General features: G+C 66.1%; 13 protein-coding genes. 2 read left to right on the plus strand and 11 right to left on the minus strand.

Annotated features, from left to right (window positions below; translation table 11 throughout):
* Positions 1-137 precede the first annotated feature (137 nt).
* The 8 genes from AAFM29_RS14745 to AAFM29_RS14780 form a co-directional block, all read right to left on the minus strand.
* Entirely contained in the window at positions 138-1,877 is a 1,740-nt protein-coding gene (locus AAFM29_RS14745) for a DUF3363 domain-containing protein (protein WP_341713545.1), read from the minus strand.
* 240 nt (positions 1,878-2,117) lie between these two features.
* Positions 2,118-2,798, minus strand: a complete 681-nt coding sequence (locus AAFM29_RS14750) for a lytic transglycosylase domain-containing protein (protein ID WP_341713546.1) — start codon at positions 2,796-2,798, stop codon at positions 2,118-2,120.
* 3 nt (positions 2,799-2,801) lie between these two features.
* The gene (locus AAFM29_RS14755) at positions 2,802-3,134 is read right to left on the minus strand and encodes a DUF736 domain-containing protein (RefSeq protein ID WP_341713547.1); all 333 of its coding nucleotides are present in this window, start codon (positions 3,132-3,134) and stop codon (positions 2,802-2,804) included.
* Positions 3,061-3,711 carry a S26 family signal peptidase gene (locus AAFM29_RS14760; RefSeq protein ID WP_341713548.1) on the minus strand — a complete coding sequence of 217 codons (651 nt, stop codon included), beginning with the start codon at positions 3,709-3,711 and terminating at the stop codon, positions 3,061-3,063. The genes AAFM29_RS14755 and AAFM29_RS14760 overlap by 74 nt, the downstream gene beginning before the upstream one ends.
* A complete protein-coding gene (locus tag AAFM29_RS14765; RefSeq protein WP_341713549.1) occupies positions 3,708-4,184 on the minus strand; it encodes a DUF2840 domain-containing protein in 477 nt (158 codons plus the stop codon). Before AAFM29_RS14765 ends, AAFM29_RS14760 begins: the two co-directional genes overlap by 4 nt.
* A 206-nt stretch (positions 4,185-4,390) precedes the next feature.
* Entirely contained in the window at positions 4,391-5,284 is an 894-nt protein-coding gene (locus tag AAFM29_RS14770) for a replication initiator protein A (protein ID WP_341713550.1), read from the minus strand.
* A complete protein-coding gene (locus AAFM29_RS14775) occupies positions 5,284-5,556 on the minus strand; it encodes a helix-turn-helix domain-containing protein (protein ID WP_341713551.1) in 273 nt (90 codons plus the stop codon). The genes AAFM29_RS14770 and AAFM29_RS14775 overlap by 1 nt, the downstream gene beginning before the upstream one ends.
* 199 nt (positions 5,557-5,755) lie before the next feature.
* A complete protein-coding gene (locus AAFM29_RS14780) occupies positions 5,756-6,079 on the minus strand; it encodes a DUF736 domain-containing protein (RefSeq protein ID WP_341713552.1) in 324 nt (107 codons plus the stop codon).
* A gap of 535 nt (positions 6,080-6,614) precedes the next feature.
* Here AAFM29_RS14780 and AAFM29_RS14785 point away from each other — a divergent pair.
* Both AAFM29_RS14785 and AAFM29_RS14790 read left to right on the plus strand, forming a co-directional pair.
* Positions 6,615-8,750, plus strand: a complete 2,136-nt coding sequence (locus tag AAFM29_RS14785) for a TonB-dependent receptor (RefSeq protein WP_341713553.1) — start codon at positions 6,615-6,617, stop codon at positions 8,748-8,750.
* Entirely contained in the window at positions 8,750-9,838 is a 1,089-nt protein-coding gene (locus tag AAFM29_RS14790; RefSeq protein WP_341713554.1) for a PepSY-associated TM helix domain-containing protein, read from the plus strand. The genes AAFM29_RS14785 and AAFM29_RS14790 overlap by 1 nt, the downstream gene beginning before the upstream one ends.
* Before the next feature lie 72 nt (positions 9,839-9,910).
* Here AAFM29_RS14790 and AAFM29_RS14795 read toward each other — a convergent pair whose 3' ends face one another.
* The 3 genes from AAFM29_RS14795 to AAFM29_RS14805 form a co-directional block, all read right to left on the minus strand.
* Positions 9,911-10,801 carry an ROK family protein gene (locus AAFM29_RS14795; RefSeq protein ID WP_341713555.1) on the minus strand — a complete coding sequence of 297 codons (891 nt, stop codon included), beginning with the start codon at positions 10,799-10,801 and terminating at the stop codon, positions 9,911-9,913.
* Positions 10,798-11,913: a glycoside hydrolase family 68 protein gene (locus AAFM29_RS14800; RefSeq protein ID WP_341713556.1), complete on the minus strand. Its 1,116-nt coding sequence runs from the start codon at positions 11,911-11,913 to the stop codon at positions 10,798-10,800. Before AAFM29_RS14800 ends, AAFM29_RS14795 begins: the two co-directional genes overlap by 4 nt.
* 80 nt (positions 11,914-11,993) lie before the next feature.
* A partial coding sequence (locus AAFM29_RS14805) for a TonB-dependent receptor (RefSeq protein WP_341713557.1) occupies positions 11,994-13,931 on the minus strand: 1,938 nt, incomplete at its 5' end.

The following is a 13,931-nucleotide window of genomic DNA, read 5'->3' on the forward strand; positions in this document are numbered from 1 at the left end:
CATCGCCGGCAAACGTCTGAAGTCCGCGACGGGCTTCGCCAGGACCAAAGGCCGCACTTGTCATATCGCATCTCCTGATGCGCTTATAAGCATCACATGGTGCTATCGTCAAGATCTGGCTCATCCGTACGGCTCCCTCAGATCGCTGGACCGCGCGAGCGGGCAAAGCTCCAGTCGATGCCTCCGCGCCGGTTGACCGTGCCGCTGACCATCTCGCCCAGATGGTGTTCAAGGTCCTGGCGCCAGGGCACGAGCTGGAAGCCCATGCCATTGTCGATCATCGCGAAACGACCGGAGGCAAGCGCGATGCGTTCGCGATAGATCCCGGCGACATGATCTCCGGTCACGACCGGTCGAAGGACGCCGCCGTGGCGGGCGGCCAGAGCCTCGCCTGCCTCGCCCAGCTCGCGGTCGCGCAGTCCACCGAGCAGGTTGCGCGCGAATAGCAGGCGCAGGCCCTGCCGCCTTGCGAACCCTTGCTCGATCAGGACTTCCGCCCGCCGGTCGAGAGCCTCACGAACCTGCTCCCCGAAGCTGCCCGACAGGGCCTCCGGTTGCGACGAAAGCAATTGCCGGTCGAGCCAGGTCGCGCCGCGTGCCTCGACCTGGGCATCGATGGAAAGATCGGACCGGACCAACAGGCTCGCCTGCCGCCTTCCGGTGCGATCGGTCCATGTGGCGGTCTCGACGATCGCACCCGGTGCGGCGTCGCCTGTCCGCTCGATATCGGGGAAACGCAGATGGTGGATACGGCCGTCGACTCCCTCCACGATCGCATAGGCCTCCGCGGTCAGTTCGTCGTGCAAGCCGCGCTCGACGAGCCTGCCCACCATCCGTTCGCCTTCGATCCGGTCATGCAGCGCCAGGCGCGCGGGATCGACCGCCAGTCCCTGCCGGGTCATGGCCCGGTGCATGGTCCTGATGATGTCGCCGCGATCGCCAAGCGCCCGCAAGGCGGATTCCAGATCCCGGGACAGGTTCCAACTCGCCGGTCCGACCCGTTCCGCCAGCCCCAAGCGTTCGAGTGCTCGCGCCCGGCCCACCAGCAAGGTCAGCTGCCTGCCTGCGCCCGATACGGTCGGACGCAGGTCGACCATGCCGAGATCGTCGCTAGCCTGCCGCAGCCGTCGGTCGAGCGAGGTCCAGCGCTCGGCATCGATCTCGCGGCGCAATGCTTCCTGGATTTCGCGCTCACTGCGCGGGCCCAGTTCGATCGTCGCGCGCTCCTCGGCCCGGGCCCGCAGGCCCTGGCTGATATAGCTTCGGTCGATGACGAGATCCGTGCCGTCGCTCGCCACGCCGCGGACCAGCACATGGATATGCGGCGTGCCGGTATTCCAGTGATCGACCGCCACCCAGTCGAACCGTGTGCCGAGGTCGCTCGCCATGTCCTCCATCAGATCGCGGGTGAAGGCGCGCAGGTCTGCCAGTTCGCTCGCGTCTTCGGGCGAAACGATGAAGCGGAAGTGGTGGCGATCATCCACGCAGCGGGCGGCGAAAGCTTCGCCGTCGGCCTCGCCGGAAGAAGCATCGAACAACCGTCCATCCGATCCGTCGCGGGTGACGCCATCGCGCTTGAGATAGGCGATATGGCGCGCCAGCGGTGCCGAACGAAAGCGGGTTCCCCGGTGGCGCACGATCCGCGCCTTGACCACCACTCTGCGCTGGAAGGCACTGCTGCGGCACATCAGCGCCGCGCGCCTGCCGCGACCCAGATGCCCGGTACCACCGCCCGCGCCGCGCCGCCCGAGCGGGGTATATCCGGCACGACGCGAGACCTGGAGGACCCGGCCGACCAGCGTACCGGCCTTGCGGTAGCTTCGCGAACCGCCGGCACGCGAGCGGCCCGGCCTGATCTCGAATTCGTCGTCAGCCACCGGACGCAAGACACGCCGACGGCGCACTTTCCCCTGGAATTGTGCCGGAATCCCGCAGGAGCGACAGCCGGACATGCGGCATGGCGGCGCATATTGCCCAGTTAAACCAACCACCTGCAGCCCGGCCGACGGCGCTGCTTTTATCTCGCCCTGCCCTACTTCCCCTGTAGCTCACCCCCTCATTCCATCGCCAGGCTTCGCCAGTGGACGAAACCTCGCGCGAGGGCACGGGCGCGGCGATCATTGCCCCGCGGCCGCCGAAACCGGTGCGAAAAGATCGCTGGAGCGATGCTCGAGATGGACGAACAGGCTTGCGTCCGGCGACCGCGTGCCGGTTCCGATCCGCATCGGCGATGCACCGACCAATGCCCGGGACGACGAGCCAAAGGCAGCCTCGGGCTGCAGCAATGACGTGGCGGGGCCGCGCCCGCCGCGCACCAGTGACGCAATGCGCGCGACATAGCGACGGGTTTCGGGCGGCAGCGGGCGCCGCCCCGCAAGCCAGTCCCTATAGCGACCCGGCCCGGCATTATAGGCGGCGAGGCAGCCCGGCCAACCGAAGCGGTCGAGCATTTCGCGCAGGTAGGAAGTGCCCGCGAGGATATTGTCGCGCGGATCGAAGGGATCGGTGCCAAGCCCGTAACGGGCGCGTTGGTGTGCCCAGGTGCCGGGCATCAGCTGCATCAGCCCCATGGCGCCGGCCGAGGACACCGCATGGATGCGACCCGCGCTCTCCGCACGTATCACGGCGTAGATCCACTGCTCGGGAATGGCGAAGCGCTGTGCCGCTTCGCGCACATGGTCGGCGATTTCGAGGCGATGGGCGGGCGTCGGGAGGTCGTCGGCCTGTGCCCCGAGCGCTCCCGCTATCGTCAGGGCCAGCGCAGCGGGCACGGCAAGTACCCTGCGAATGCAGCGCATGGTTCAGGCTTTCGGCCGGCGCCGCGCGGGCCGCGACCACATCAGCACATGCGTTGCCGCCTCTGCCTGGAACAGGTTCGCGCGCAGCGGCTGCGCCAGCGCCGGATCGTCGATCAGCACCGCGACGAAGCTTCCCGCCTTGTCGCCGACGTGCTTCCAGCCCGCCCCGATCTCGAAGGCATTGTCGCCCTCGCCGGCCATGATCCGGTAATCGGGTGCCCTTTCGGCATCGCCCGAAACGGACGGGACGAAGGTCACGACGCTATCGATCGTGAGGGTATGCAGGCGCCCTTCGAAGCCCTCTGGGGTGGCAGTGAACGTGCCGATGCAGGTCATGGTATGTCTCCGGCTTGTGGTTGGGGGTTGTGGGAACACTCGGCCGGGCGAACCAGGCAAACCCGCCCTCGCTCGCTTCATTGGTCCAGACGGGGATCGCGCGCCCGATCACGCTGCTACAGGCAAGCACCCCGAAATAGCGCCCATCGAAACTGTCCGGCGCGCGCCGGTTCATGACGAAGACCTGATCGGCCGCGACGATGCGGCAGCCCTGCCAGCCGGGCAGGACCTGCGATCGGCTGTCGATGGCGCGTGCCAGCCCAACCGGCTTGTCGTTGATGGTGACGACAGCTCCGCTGCGACAGACCCTGTCGCCCGGCAGTCCCGCCACTTCCTTCAGCAGCGGGACGCCGTCGGGCAGATAGCCGCGCCCGGTGAGAAATTCGCGCAGCTTGGGTGGCGGGTCGAGGGCTACCCTCTCGCCGACACGCAGTACGGCCTTGCCGCGAATGAGATAGAGCCCGACAGGCAGGCTGGCGCTCGCATTCCAGACCAGGATCGGGGGCCGCGGCGGCGCGGAAGCGAGCAGGAGCACAGTTGCCGCCGCGGCAGCGAGGATGACCGTCCGGCGCTTCACGACTGCAGCCCGCGACGGCGCAGCCAGGCGCGGTGACGGTCGGCGCGATAGGCCCGCGGCTGCATGCCCGCGGCAAGCCGGTTGTGGATGTGTCGCCAGTGATCGGGCGCGACGTCGCAGGGATCGGTCCCTGCCTGCTCGATCGCATCGATCAGGGCGAAGGACCGGCGAACCCCGGGCCATCCCCGTATCGAGAGCAGCAGCTCGCCGCCCGGATCGACCTGCGGCAGGCTGGTGCAGGCTTCGCCATGGCCCACCGCGCGGACCACGTCGAGCGTCGAACGACTGGTACCGAAGGTATTGGAGGCCCAGCGCACCAGCGCGAATACCTGGCCCGGCGCGTAGCTTTCGATGCGCGTCCTGCGATCGACGATGCGCCTTGCGACCGGCTTGCCGAAGCGCAGCCAGTCCTCGTGCCGACCCTGCCGCCAGACCAGCGTGACATGGGTGAGCGGCAGTTCGCCCTCCTGCACTCGGGGCGAACCGAATGGCGGCGTCGAGCCACCATTCCTGCACAGGCCGGGCGCCGTTAGCAGGAATCCGAAGGATTCCGTGTTAGCACTGTTACGCGCCGCGAAAGCCGCGCATTTCCGCGGCTTTGAAGGCGATTGCGGTTCCCGATCGACCGAACTCGCGGTTCCCGATCGTCCGAACGCTGGGGTTCCCGATCGTCCGTGCATCACACCGGCTTGTCCACAGGGCCCCGCGCGATCCGGCGCATGGCCACAGCCATGGGGTCGAACGGCAAGGCGACGAAGCCGAGCCGCTCGCGGCCGAGCTGGCGGTCGAGGCTCAGGCTGTAACCAGGCAGCGGTTGGCGCCGGACAATGTCGCGTATCTCGAATGCGAAGCGCTTGGGCGCGGAAAGCGCCCCCGACTTGCGGTGGAGGTGCGCCATGTCGAAGCTCCACCCGCCTTTCTGGCGGCCGCCATGCTTGCGCACGACGCGGTAGAGCCAGCGCTCGAGGCCGCCGGTGAGCCGGAAATATTCCGGGTCGATGGTCAGCACGAGCGCCCGATCGAGCACCCCTTGGTAGAACCAGTCGGGGACGATCATCTCGATACCGAGCGGACGGCCCTGCGCATCGCAGCGCTCGCGCCATTCATTGATCCAGGAGAAGCGATGGCGGCGCCGCGCGCCTGCCTGGCGGAGCGAGGTGACCACGCTTGTCGACTGTAGCCGGTCGAGCGCGGCCCTGAGCCGCTCATAGCCGGCCTTGCCGGTACCGCGCCGGGTAAAGGCGAGGATCTCATGCGGGGTGGCGGCGATCAGCCGCGAGGTCGGGCGCCCGGCATCGCGGGCCTCGACCAGCTGGCTGGCGACCCAGATCAGCACATCGGCGTCCCAGATGGTCGCCATGCCATGCTCCAGACTCGCTTCGACGAGGATCGAGACCTCGCCCATGGCAAAGTCGATCGGGCGCAGCCGCTTGCCCTTGGCGAGGCTGAAAAAGGGCCAGGCCATGAGCTCCTGCGCATCGCGCGGCGCGATGTCGCCCGAGATCGCCCGGAACACTTCGGGCGAGGCGACGCGCGGCCCCCGAATTGGCCGGTCGGGCAAGGTGCAGGCCATCAACGGCGCACCGGCCCGGTGTAGCCGTCGAGACGCCGGGCGGGATGGACCACGCCCTTGCCGGGATCGCTGGTCGACTTGCGCAGGCCCTGCTCGGCCCAGTTTTCGAGGTCCTCGATCCGGTAGACGATGCGCCCGCCGAGCTTGCGATAGAGGGGGCCGGTCCCATAGCAGCGGTGCTTTTCAAGCGTGCGCGGCGAGAGGCCGAGGTGCACCGCGGCGTCGGGGGTGCGCAGGTAGCGGGCGCGGATCGGAGTGGGGACGGCGTCCATGGGAGAGCTCCGCTGGGTCTGGCTAGGCGCGGCGCGGTGCCGCTGGCTACAGAGCCGTGTGGCGGAGCGTCGGCGGCCGGGGGGAGCGACAAACGCGCCTGCCGCGCGATTGTCGCACCTGGCGCAAGGGGTTCTGGGGTGTTGTTCGCGAGAACGGGACCTGCCCGCCCGGCCAGGCCGGGCGGGCAGGCACCTGGGGTCATTCGCCGCTGGTCTTGCGACTGCGCGACCAGATCAGGCTGAAGTTCTCGCCATCCTCGTCGGCGAAGAGGTTGGCGTAGATCGGCGCGACGAAGCTCGGATCGTCGAGCTTGACCGAGAGGTAGTCGCGCCCTTCCTGGCTCTGCTTGCTCCAGGCGGCACCGATCTCGGCGCGGCCGACGAAGACCCGGTGCGAGGGGGCGTTCTCGCCTGCCGGTTCGCTTTCGGCGAGGATGCGCACGTTCTTCTGTTGTACGCTCATGGTGACGATCTCGCCCTTGAAGCCGCCTGCCGATTTGGTGAAGTTTCCGATATTGGCCATGGTAATGTTCCTTCCTGGTTCTCGAGCCTGCGCCCATCGCAGCCTCGATGGCTGGAGGAAGGCGACTGTGCGGGGATGGCGCATCCCGCAGGGACCGCAGCGCAGCGAAGGACCGCGCACAGCGGCTATTTTGGTTCGCGATGCAAAGGGCGCGCGAGCGACCGGCGGAAAATAGCCGCTATGCGCGGTTGCGCCCGAGGCCCCGCAAGGGCGAAGCCCGCCAGGCGCCAGACAGGCCATGAACGAGGCAGGCGGTGGGACCGGCCCGAACCCGTAGAGGGAAGCCTGGGACAAGCGGACGCTCTCCTGCAGGACGGCAGCGTGCAACAGGCGATCGGGGATCGGTGCCCACTTGCCGCAATCCGGCCAGAGAAATGAGCGGGCATGCGCGGGCGGCGCCCCCTGCCCTAAGGACCTGGCGCCCGGGTCCGCGCGGGACCTTCGCAGCAGGCACCATGGGTCGAAAACCTCAATCTTGCTATTGCGACTTATTCGCAAAAACGTTAGGCGGACCCGAATCCACAAGGAGTTTCGCATGTCCCGCTATCTCGCCGGCGCCTTGCTATTGGCACCGCTTTCCCCTGCCCTGGCCCAGTCCGCGGGCGACCCGGCCGACGATGCCGGGCGCGAAGCCGGAAACGGGGAGACCATTGTCGTCACCGCCGCCCGCACCCAGCTTCCCGCCAGCGCCCTGCCGCTCACGGTCGATATCATCGCCAGCGAGGACCTCGAGCGGCAGGTGCTGATCTCGGGCTCCACGGTCGATGCGGTCTCCGCGCTGCTGCCCTCCTTCTCGCCGACCCGCGAGAAGCTCACCGGTGCCGGCGAAAGCCTGCGTGGGCGATCGCCGCTCTACGCGATCAACGGCATCCCCCAATCGACCCCGGTCCGCGACGGCTCGCGCGACGGCTATACGATCGATCCCTTCTTCATCGACAGGGTCGAGGTGATCTATGGCTCGAACGCCCTGCAGGGCATCGGGGCGACCGGCGGCGTCGTGAACCAGGTCACGGTGGGGGCTCCGCGGGCGGACGGTATCGCCGTGAGGACCCTCCTGCAGGCGAGCTTGCCCGACGGGTTCGACGGCGAGGGCATCGGGGCGAAGGCCGGGGCCCTGCTGGGCTATCGTGCGGGCCGCTTCGATGCCAGTTTCGGCGCCACACTCGAGCGCCGCGGCGCATTCCTCGACGGAGCCGGAAACCGCATCGGCGTCGACGGGACCCAGGGCGAGGTCCAGGATAGCGACAGCTGGTCAGTCTTCGCCCGCCTCGGTTATGAACTGGCAAGCGGGGCCAGGCTGGAGCTGGTCGCCAACCGGTTCGAGCTCGAAGGCAATGCCCATTACGTCCTCGTCCCGGGCGATCGGACAAGCGGCTTGCCGGCAAGCAGCATTCGCGGGACCACGCCCGGTGCGCCGCCGTCGAACACTGCCGAACTCCTCTCGGCTTCGCTCGTCGATCCCGACCTGGGCGGCGGCACCTTCATCCTGCAGGGCTTCTACAGTCGCACCAGCGACGTGTTCGGCGGGGGTATCTTCGGCACCTTCCAGGACCCCGCTATCGATCCTACGGGCAATTTGTTCGACCAGTCGGCCAACCGCTCGCGCAAAATCGGCGGCAAGTTCAGCTACGAACGCGCCATTCCCGGCCTCGAAGCGCTGGTCGTTACCGCCGGGTTCGACGCGCTGTTCGACCGCACCGAGCAATCGCTCGTACAGACCGGGCGCGTCTGGGTCCCGCAAAGCGACTTCCGCAGCCTTGCACCGTTCCTGCAAGGCAATCTCGCGATCGCCGACGGTCTGGTCCGCCTTGCCGGCGGCCTGCGCTACGAGAACGTCAAGCTCAAGGTCGACGATTTCACGACGCTGGCGAGCTATGGCCCGGTGAGCGTTTCCGGGGGTTCCCCATCCTTCAGCGACGTGCTGTGGAACGGCGGGATCGTCGTCGAGCCGGTCGCGGGCCTAAGGGCCTATGGCAGCTATGCCGAAGGCTTCACCATCGCCGATGTCGGTCGCATCCTGCGCGGGATCACCCAGCAGGGAGTGGATGTCGACGACTTCCTCTCGCTCGAACCTGTCATATCGAACAACCGCGAGTTCGGCCTCGAATGGGATCGCGGGCCGCTCAAGGCTTCGGCGAGCTATTTCTGGTCGTCGAGCGACCTCGGCTCGCTGCTCGTGCTGCGCAACGACGTCTTCGAAGTGGAGCGCCAGCCGATCAAGATCGAGGGCTTCGAGGCAAGCCTGACCTGGCAGACGCCAGTGCGGGGCCTTACGCTCAGCGGCGGCTACGCGGACCTCAAGGGACGCACCGACGGCGATGGCGACGGTGCGGTCGATGAGGATCTCGATGGCGCCAATATCTCGCCGGATCGCATCAATCTTGCCGCCGACTACAGCCTGGGTCGTTTCAGCGCGCGGGCGCAAGCGCGCATGTACCTCTCGCGCGAATTCAACGACGCCTCCACCGCGACCGATTTTGGCGGATACACGCTGTTCGATGCCTTCCTCGCCTATCGCACCGGTCTTGGCGAGTTCGCCCTGGCCGCGCAGAACCTGACCGACAAGTTCTATATCACCTACGATAGCGATACCGTGCGGGTCACCGACAACAATCGCTTCTTCGCCGGACGCGGCCGGACCTTCACGCTGAGCTGGCGCGGCGATTTCTGATGAGGCTGCTTGCGCTGCTGCACCGTTGGACCGGTGGACTGGTCGGCCTGCTGCTCGCCGTCATTGGCCTGTCCGGCACGGCCTTGTTGTGGGAGGACAGCTGGATCCTGCTCGACGGTTCGAACGAACCGGCGGCAAACAACCCGCAGGCGCTGGGCCGGGCCATGGCGGTTGCGCTCGAGACGGGACCCGGACTCTCGCGCGTAACCTTTGCCAGTGAGGAGATCGGGCTCCACCAGGCGATCTACGCCGATGGCGGCGGCGCCTATATCGCCCAGGACGGAACCGTGGTGGAGCGCTGGACCAGCATCTGGGAGCGGCCCGAACTGTGGCTGTTCGACCTCCATCACCACCTGCTGCTCGGCGAGACCGGCAAGACCGTCACCGGATTGCTCGGCATTGCACTGCTGGGTTTCTGCATCACCGGGATCGTGCTGTGGTGGCCTATGCGCAGGACCTTTCGCCCGAGGCTGTGGCCTGCCCGCCTTACCGCCAGCGCCATTATCCGGCACCATCGCGATCTCGGGCTCATTGCCTCGCCGCTGCTAATCCTGGTCGCCGCGACGGGGTCGCTGATGGTGTTCCCGGCAGCCCAGAAGCTTGTCCTCTCGCCCCTAGCGGGAACGGATTCCTCGCCGCGGCTTCCCACAGCGCTCGCTGGGGTCGGGGCGACGACCGACTGGGAACTCGTGATGACCAATGCGAGCGCCGTCTATTCCGAAGCAAGCCCCCGGCGTCTCACGCTGCCGACCAGTCAGGGGAGCCCGATCGCCATCCGCTACAGGCAGGATTTCGAGTGGACGCCCAACGGACGCAGCTATGTCTGGGTCGACCCAGGCACGGCCAGGGTTATCGCCAGCGAGGACCCGGCCATGGGTGATGCAGCTGCGGCAATCGCAGAGAAGCTCTACCCCATTCACGCGGCGAAGGTCGGCGGCCTGGCCTGGCGCCTGCTAATGACCTTCACCGGAATTTCACTGGTGCTGCTCGGCGCCCTGGCCTCGGTGAGTTTCTGGGGACGCCAGCTCGCAAGGCAGCGCCCGATCGCAGCGAGGAAACGTCCGGACGGCCATGCCACTGCGGGATAAGTGTGAGGCTCATCGGACGCGGGCAATTCCGCGGCAGGACCGCGGCCCTTCGCAATTTTCGGTTGGGTTGAACTAATCCTTGGTGCCTCGGGCGGCTTGGGCGAGACACAACGCTCCTGCCAGCCCCGCGTCGCCTCCGAGAAATGGCGCAACGATGCGATGCTTCGCCTGGCCGGGAAAATAGCCTGCTGCTATATCGGCAGCACGTGCCTGAACCAGGGCGAGCAGCCCATTGGTTTTCATTACACCGCCGCCAAGCACGACGACTTCGACAGCCGCCGTGGCGACAAGCGCATGGCAAAGCTGCGCAAGATAGTCGGCGATTATCCCCATGGCCTCGTGGCCTGCCGGAAGTTCCGACAGCGACGCACCCCATCGCGACTTGATCGCGGGACCACTTGCCAGCCCTTCCAGGCAGTCCCCGTGATGCGGACAGACCCCGCCGAAGGCGAGATCGGACGGATGGCGACGCGGAAAGATGTGACCCATTTCCGGATGGGCCGCGCCATGGACCGGAACCTGGTCCACAATGAGGCCGCCGCCGATCCCGGTTCCGACCGTGATATAAGCGAGCGATGTTGCGCCCCGCCCCGCCCCGAAGCGGGCTTCAGCAATCGCCGCGCCATTGACGTCCGTGTCGAAGCCGGTCGGCACACCAAGCCGCTCTGCAAAGAAGCCGACGATGTCGCAGTTCGACCAACCCGGCTTGGGAGTATTCGTAATATGCCCCCAAAATGGCGACGCGCGATCGAGTTCCAGAGGACCAAAGCTGGCAATGCCGAGTGCCGCCAGGTTCCCTCGGTGTCGCAACCAGTCCAAGGCTTCGCCCAAGGTTGCGTCGGGAGTGCGTGTGGGGATGGTGTGCCGCGCCACAATTTCGGTCGGCGAGCGTCCAACGGCAAGCACGAACTTGGTGCCGCCCGCCTCGATTCCGCCGACAAGCCTGTCGTCCGCCGAATTCATGCGAAGGCGTATCCTGCCAGCTCGCACCGGTCGGCATCTATCGCGAGCTTGAGGAGCGGCGCGGGTACGCCACCGAAATAGCGGTTGGCTTGCCCGGCGTCATCGGGAAGCGGCCTTCCTGCCAGTCCGAAAAAATCGACGAAGCTCGAGACAAGCAACTCGCGCGTGACGCACCAGCTGTAGCTCTGGAACGGTTCCTCGTCGGGATTGGCCAGCACCAGGCCCGTTCCGTTGAGGGGGCGATACTCTCCGAACAGGCTATCGGCGACCATGCCGTAAAGTCCATTTGGGGCACGACCCAATCCCGGTGCGAAGGTTACGCCCTGGGTTGCCCAGAAGACGTAATAGCGACCCTCGTGATACAACGCATGCGCGCGCTCCAACTCATTGTTCACGCCGTCTGCATGGATCAGCGGTGGCAACAGGGCCCAACCATCTCCCGTCCGGCGGGCGATCCCCACGGCACCATTATACGCGGTCCGCGCCCCCGCGAGCGACGCGGTAAAGATGAGATACTCCCGACCATCGGCAGGGTCGCGAAAATAAGCCGGGTCACGGAAGGCCTTGATCTGGCCGGCTTGCCCCTCGTGGGCATCGGCCAGCATGTAATGCGGCGAAAATTCGGTAATGGAGTTCCTCGGCGCGGTCCAGGCCTGGGGCAGGCCATCGGGACCGATGCTGCCATGCGCTTCGACAAGGCGCTGCTGATAGCCACCGGGCCGCTCGCTCGTTCCCGCGGCCGTGAGATACAATAGGATAGCCTGGCCGTCGGTGACCGAACTGCCTGCCCATTCCCTCTCATAATCGACCGGGAAACCTGGCAGGACGTCGCCCAGATCGACCCATGCACCAGCCTTGCGTTCGAGCAAGCGGATCTTCGCGTCGAAATGGCGCAAAGCCGGATCGCCTCGATCGAGCGCCGACAAGGCCATCCACAGTTCGCGACCCTCGATTGAGGCAATGGCCCCATCCCGATCCTGGACCGGCCACATATCCCAATAGATCCGGCCGGCTTCCAGTCCGGACCTGTCGACCTTCCGGATCGGTGGAACCCGCGCAACGCCCGCAGGATCGATTTTGCGCACACAGTCCGCATTCCAGGCAGTCGTCATGCCGGCATTCCATTCAAGAGAGTGAGGCGGTCAAGGGCCGGCCGGCAAGGAGGATGCGGGTCGGCCCTTCCCCTATCGGCTCAAAACTCGACCCGGACAGACGCCGAGATCGTGCGGCCGGCAACCGATCGTGCACGCACGATCCCATTGGCCGGGATGGAACCTTCTTCCGCCTCGGTATAGCCGAATTCGTCGAAGAGATTGTTGGCATTGAGCGACAATTCAAGCCGGTCTAGCGGTCGTACCGCAAGGAAGGCATTGACCTGCGTGTAGCCGGGTAGCTTGAGCTGGTTCGAGTCCTGCGTGAAGCTGTCGGTGGTGCCGACCGCATTCACACCGATCGTGAAGAACTCGTTCTCATATTGCGCGGTTGCCTGGTAGACGAAGTCCGCCTGGCGGCGCGGCGTGTTGCCGACCACCGCAGGATCGAGCGCGCGCTTGATTTCAGCATCGGTCCAGGTCGCGCCCGCCGATATCGAGAAGCCGCCCAGCGAATAGGAGCCTTCAAGCTCGACCCCGAAGGCTTCATAGTCGGTATCGGTCAGTACGAGTGGCGCGATCTCGACATTGGTTTCGCTCGTCTCCGCGTAGAATGCGGTCGCGTAGAGCGAAGCGCCGCCGCTGCGATACTTGAGACCCGCTTCGAGCTGGTTGACGTCCGCGATCACGCCGCTGTCGCCGCCGGGCGTGTCGCCATCGACCACGCTGACGGCAGGCGAGAACAGGCTTCGGTCTGCAGTATGGCGACCGCCCTGGCTGTACCGGGCGAAGACCGAAAGATTGTCGGTAAGCAGGTAGTTGGCGCCCAATGAGAAGGAGAGGAAGCTGTAATCGTAACCGACCGGCCGGGCATCGCCGAGCGGCAGGACGGCGGTCTGCGCCTCGGCCGGATCGATCACGCCGTCATTGTTGAAATCGAACGACGTGGTCCCGACACCGAAGCCGGTATCGGATCCGGTGATGGTCCCATCGGCATTGCCGAAATCGTAGCGCAGGCTTGCATCGAGGGTCAGCCGGTCGAAGCCGAGAGACAGCGAAGCGAAGGGAGCGTAGCTATCGTAGCGGACGTCGTAGTTCCTGCGGCAGCAATTGCCGAAGAAGCTCGCGCCGAAGCCGACCACGCCATTTTGCGTTACCCGGTTTCCGCCAGCGTCGAGAATGTCGACCAGGACGGCCTTGCCATCGCCTTCGACCGTCTGGACGAAGGAAGTCCACAACCAGTCGGTGTCGATATCCTGGCGCGACGCGTAGAAGCCCGCGGTGAAGGTCGCCTTGCCGCCGCCGAGATCAAAGTCTTTCGAAACGCGCAGGTCGTTCGCGATATTGTCTAGACTGTTGAGGCGAGTGTTGAACAGCACCACATTGGTCAGCAGGCCGTTGCCGCCGATGCTGGCGGGGTCAGCCACTCCCCCGGCGTTCGGGCCACTTGCGAAGACGATGCTCGAGCCCGCGCCTGCGATGCCGTCGGCGATCGACTGGGCATCGCCAGCGCTTGCCGGGAAGGGCGAGACGAAGCTGCCCGAATTGTCGGCGAAACGGAACTTGTTGTTGAGGGTCCAGCCCGTTGCGAATTCCACTTCGGCTTCGATCCCGAATGCCTTCGACTTAACCGAAAGGCCATCGTGGAGGTCGTAAGTCGCCTGGTTGTTCGAACCATCCAGCGTCAGGGCGGTGGTGATGTAGCGGCTGTATAGGGAATCCGAACGCGGATCGAAGTTCGCGATGGCACGATAGTCGGGATTGCTGTCACTCCCGCCGACCGAGACGGGTTGGGGCAGGATCGTCGGCGTGCTGTCGTCGAGATATTTCGCATGGAAGCGGATGAAGCCGCCATCGAATTCCCTGGTCAGGCTCGCCTTGACCTGGCCGCCATTGCTGCCGTTGTAGCCAATGTCGCGGGCGCCTTCGCCGGTCCGGTAGAAGCCGCCCACATGGAAGAAGGTATCCTCGCCCAGGCTCGAGCCATAGTCGAAGTCGAGGCGGTAGGTCTCGAAGTCGACCCCCACAGTACCCTGCAA

Source organism: Erythrobacter sp. (assembly GCF_038133525.1).
Classification (GTDB): domain Bacteria; phylum Pseudomonadota; class Alphaproteobacteria; order Sphingomonadales; family Sphingomonadaceae; genus Qipengyuania.

Bases quoted from the DNA above. Each gene is read 5' to 3' on its own strand.
- AAFM29_RS14785 (WP_341713553.1), top strand. From the start codon at position 6,615: ATGTCCCGCTATCTCGCCGGCGCCTTGCTATTGGCACCGCTTTCCCCT.
- AAFM29_RS14770 (WP_341713550.1), bottom strand. From the start codon at position 5,284: ATGGCCTGCACCTTGCCCGACCGGCCAATTCGGGGGCCGCGCGTCGCC.
- AAFM29_RS14755 (WP_341713547.1), bottom strand. From the start codon at position 3,134: ATGACCTGCATCGGCACGTTCACTGCCACCCCAGAGGGCTTCGAAGGG.
- AAFM29_RS14780 (WP_341713552.1), bottom strand. From the start codon at position 6,079: ATGGCCAATATCGGAAACTTCACCAAATCGGCAGGCGGCTTCAAGGGC.
- AAFM29_RS14790 (WP_341713554.1), top strand. From the start codon at position 8,750: ATGAGGCTGCTTGCGCTGCTGCACCGTTGGACCGGTGGACTGGTCGGC.
- AAFM29_RS14795 (WP_341713555.1), bottom strand. From the start codon at position 10,801: ATGAATTCGGCGGACGACAGGCTTGTCGGCGGAATCGAGGCGGGCGGC.
- AAFM29_RS14800 (WP_341713556.1), bottom strand. From the start codon at position 11,913: ATGACGACTGCCTGGAATGCGGACTGTGTGCGCAAAATCGATCCTGCG.
- AAFM29_RS14775 (WP_341713551.1), bottom strand. From the start codon at position 5,556: ATGGACGCCGTCCCCACTCCGATCCGCGCCCGCTACCTGCGCACCCCC.
- AAFM29_RS14750 (WP_341713546.1), bottom strand. From the start codon at position 2,798: ATGCGCTGCATTCGCAGGGTACTTGCCGTGCCCGCTGCGCTGGCCCTG.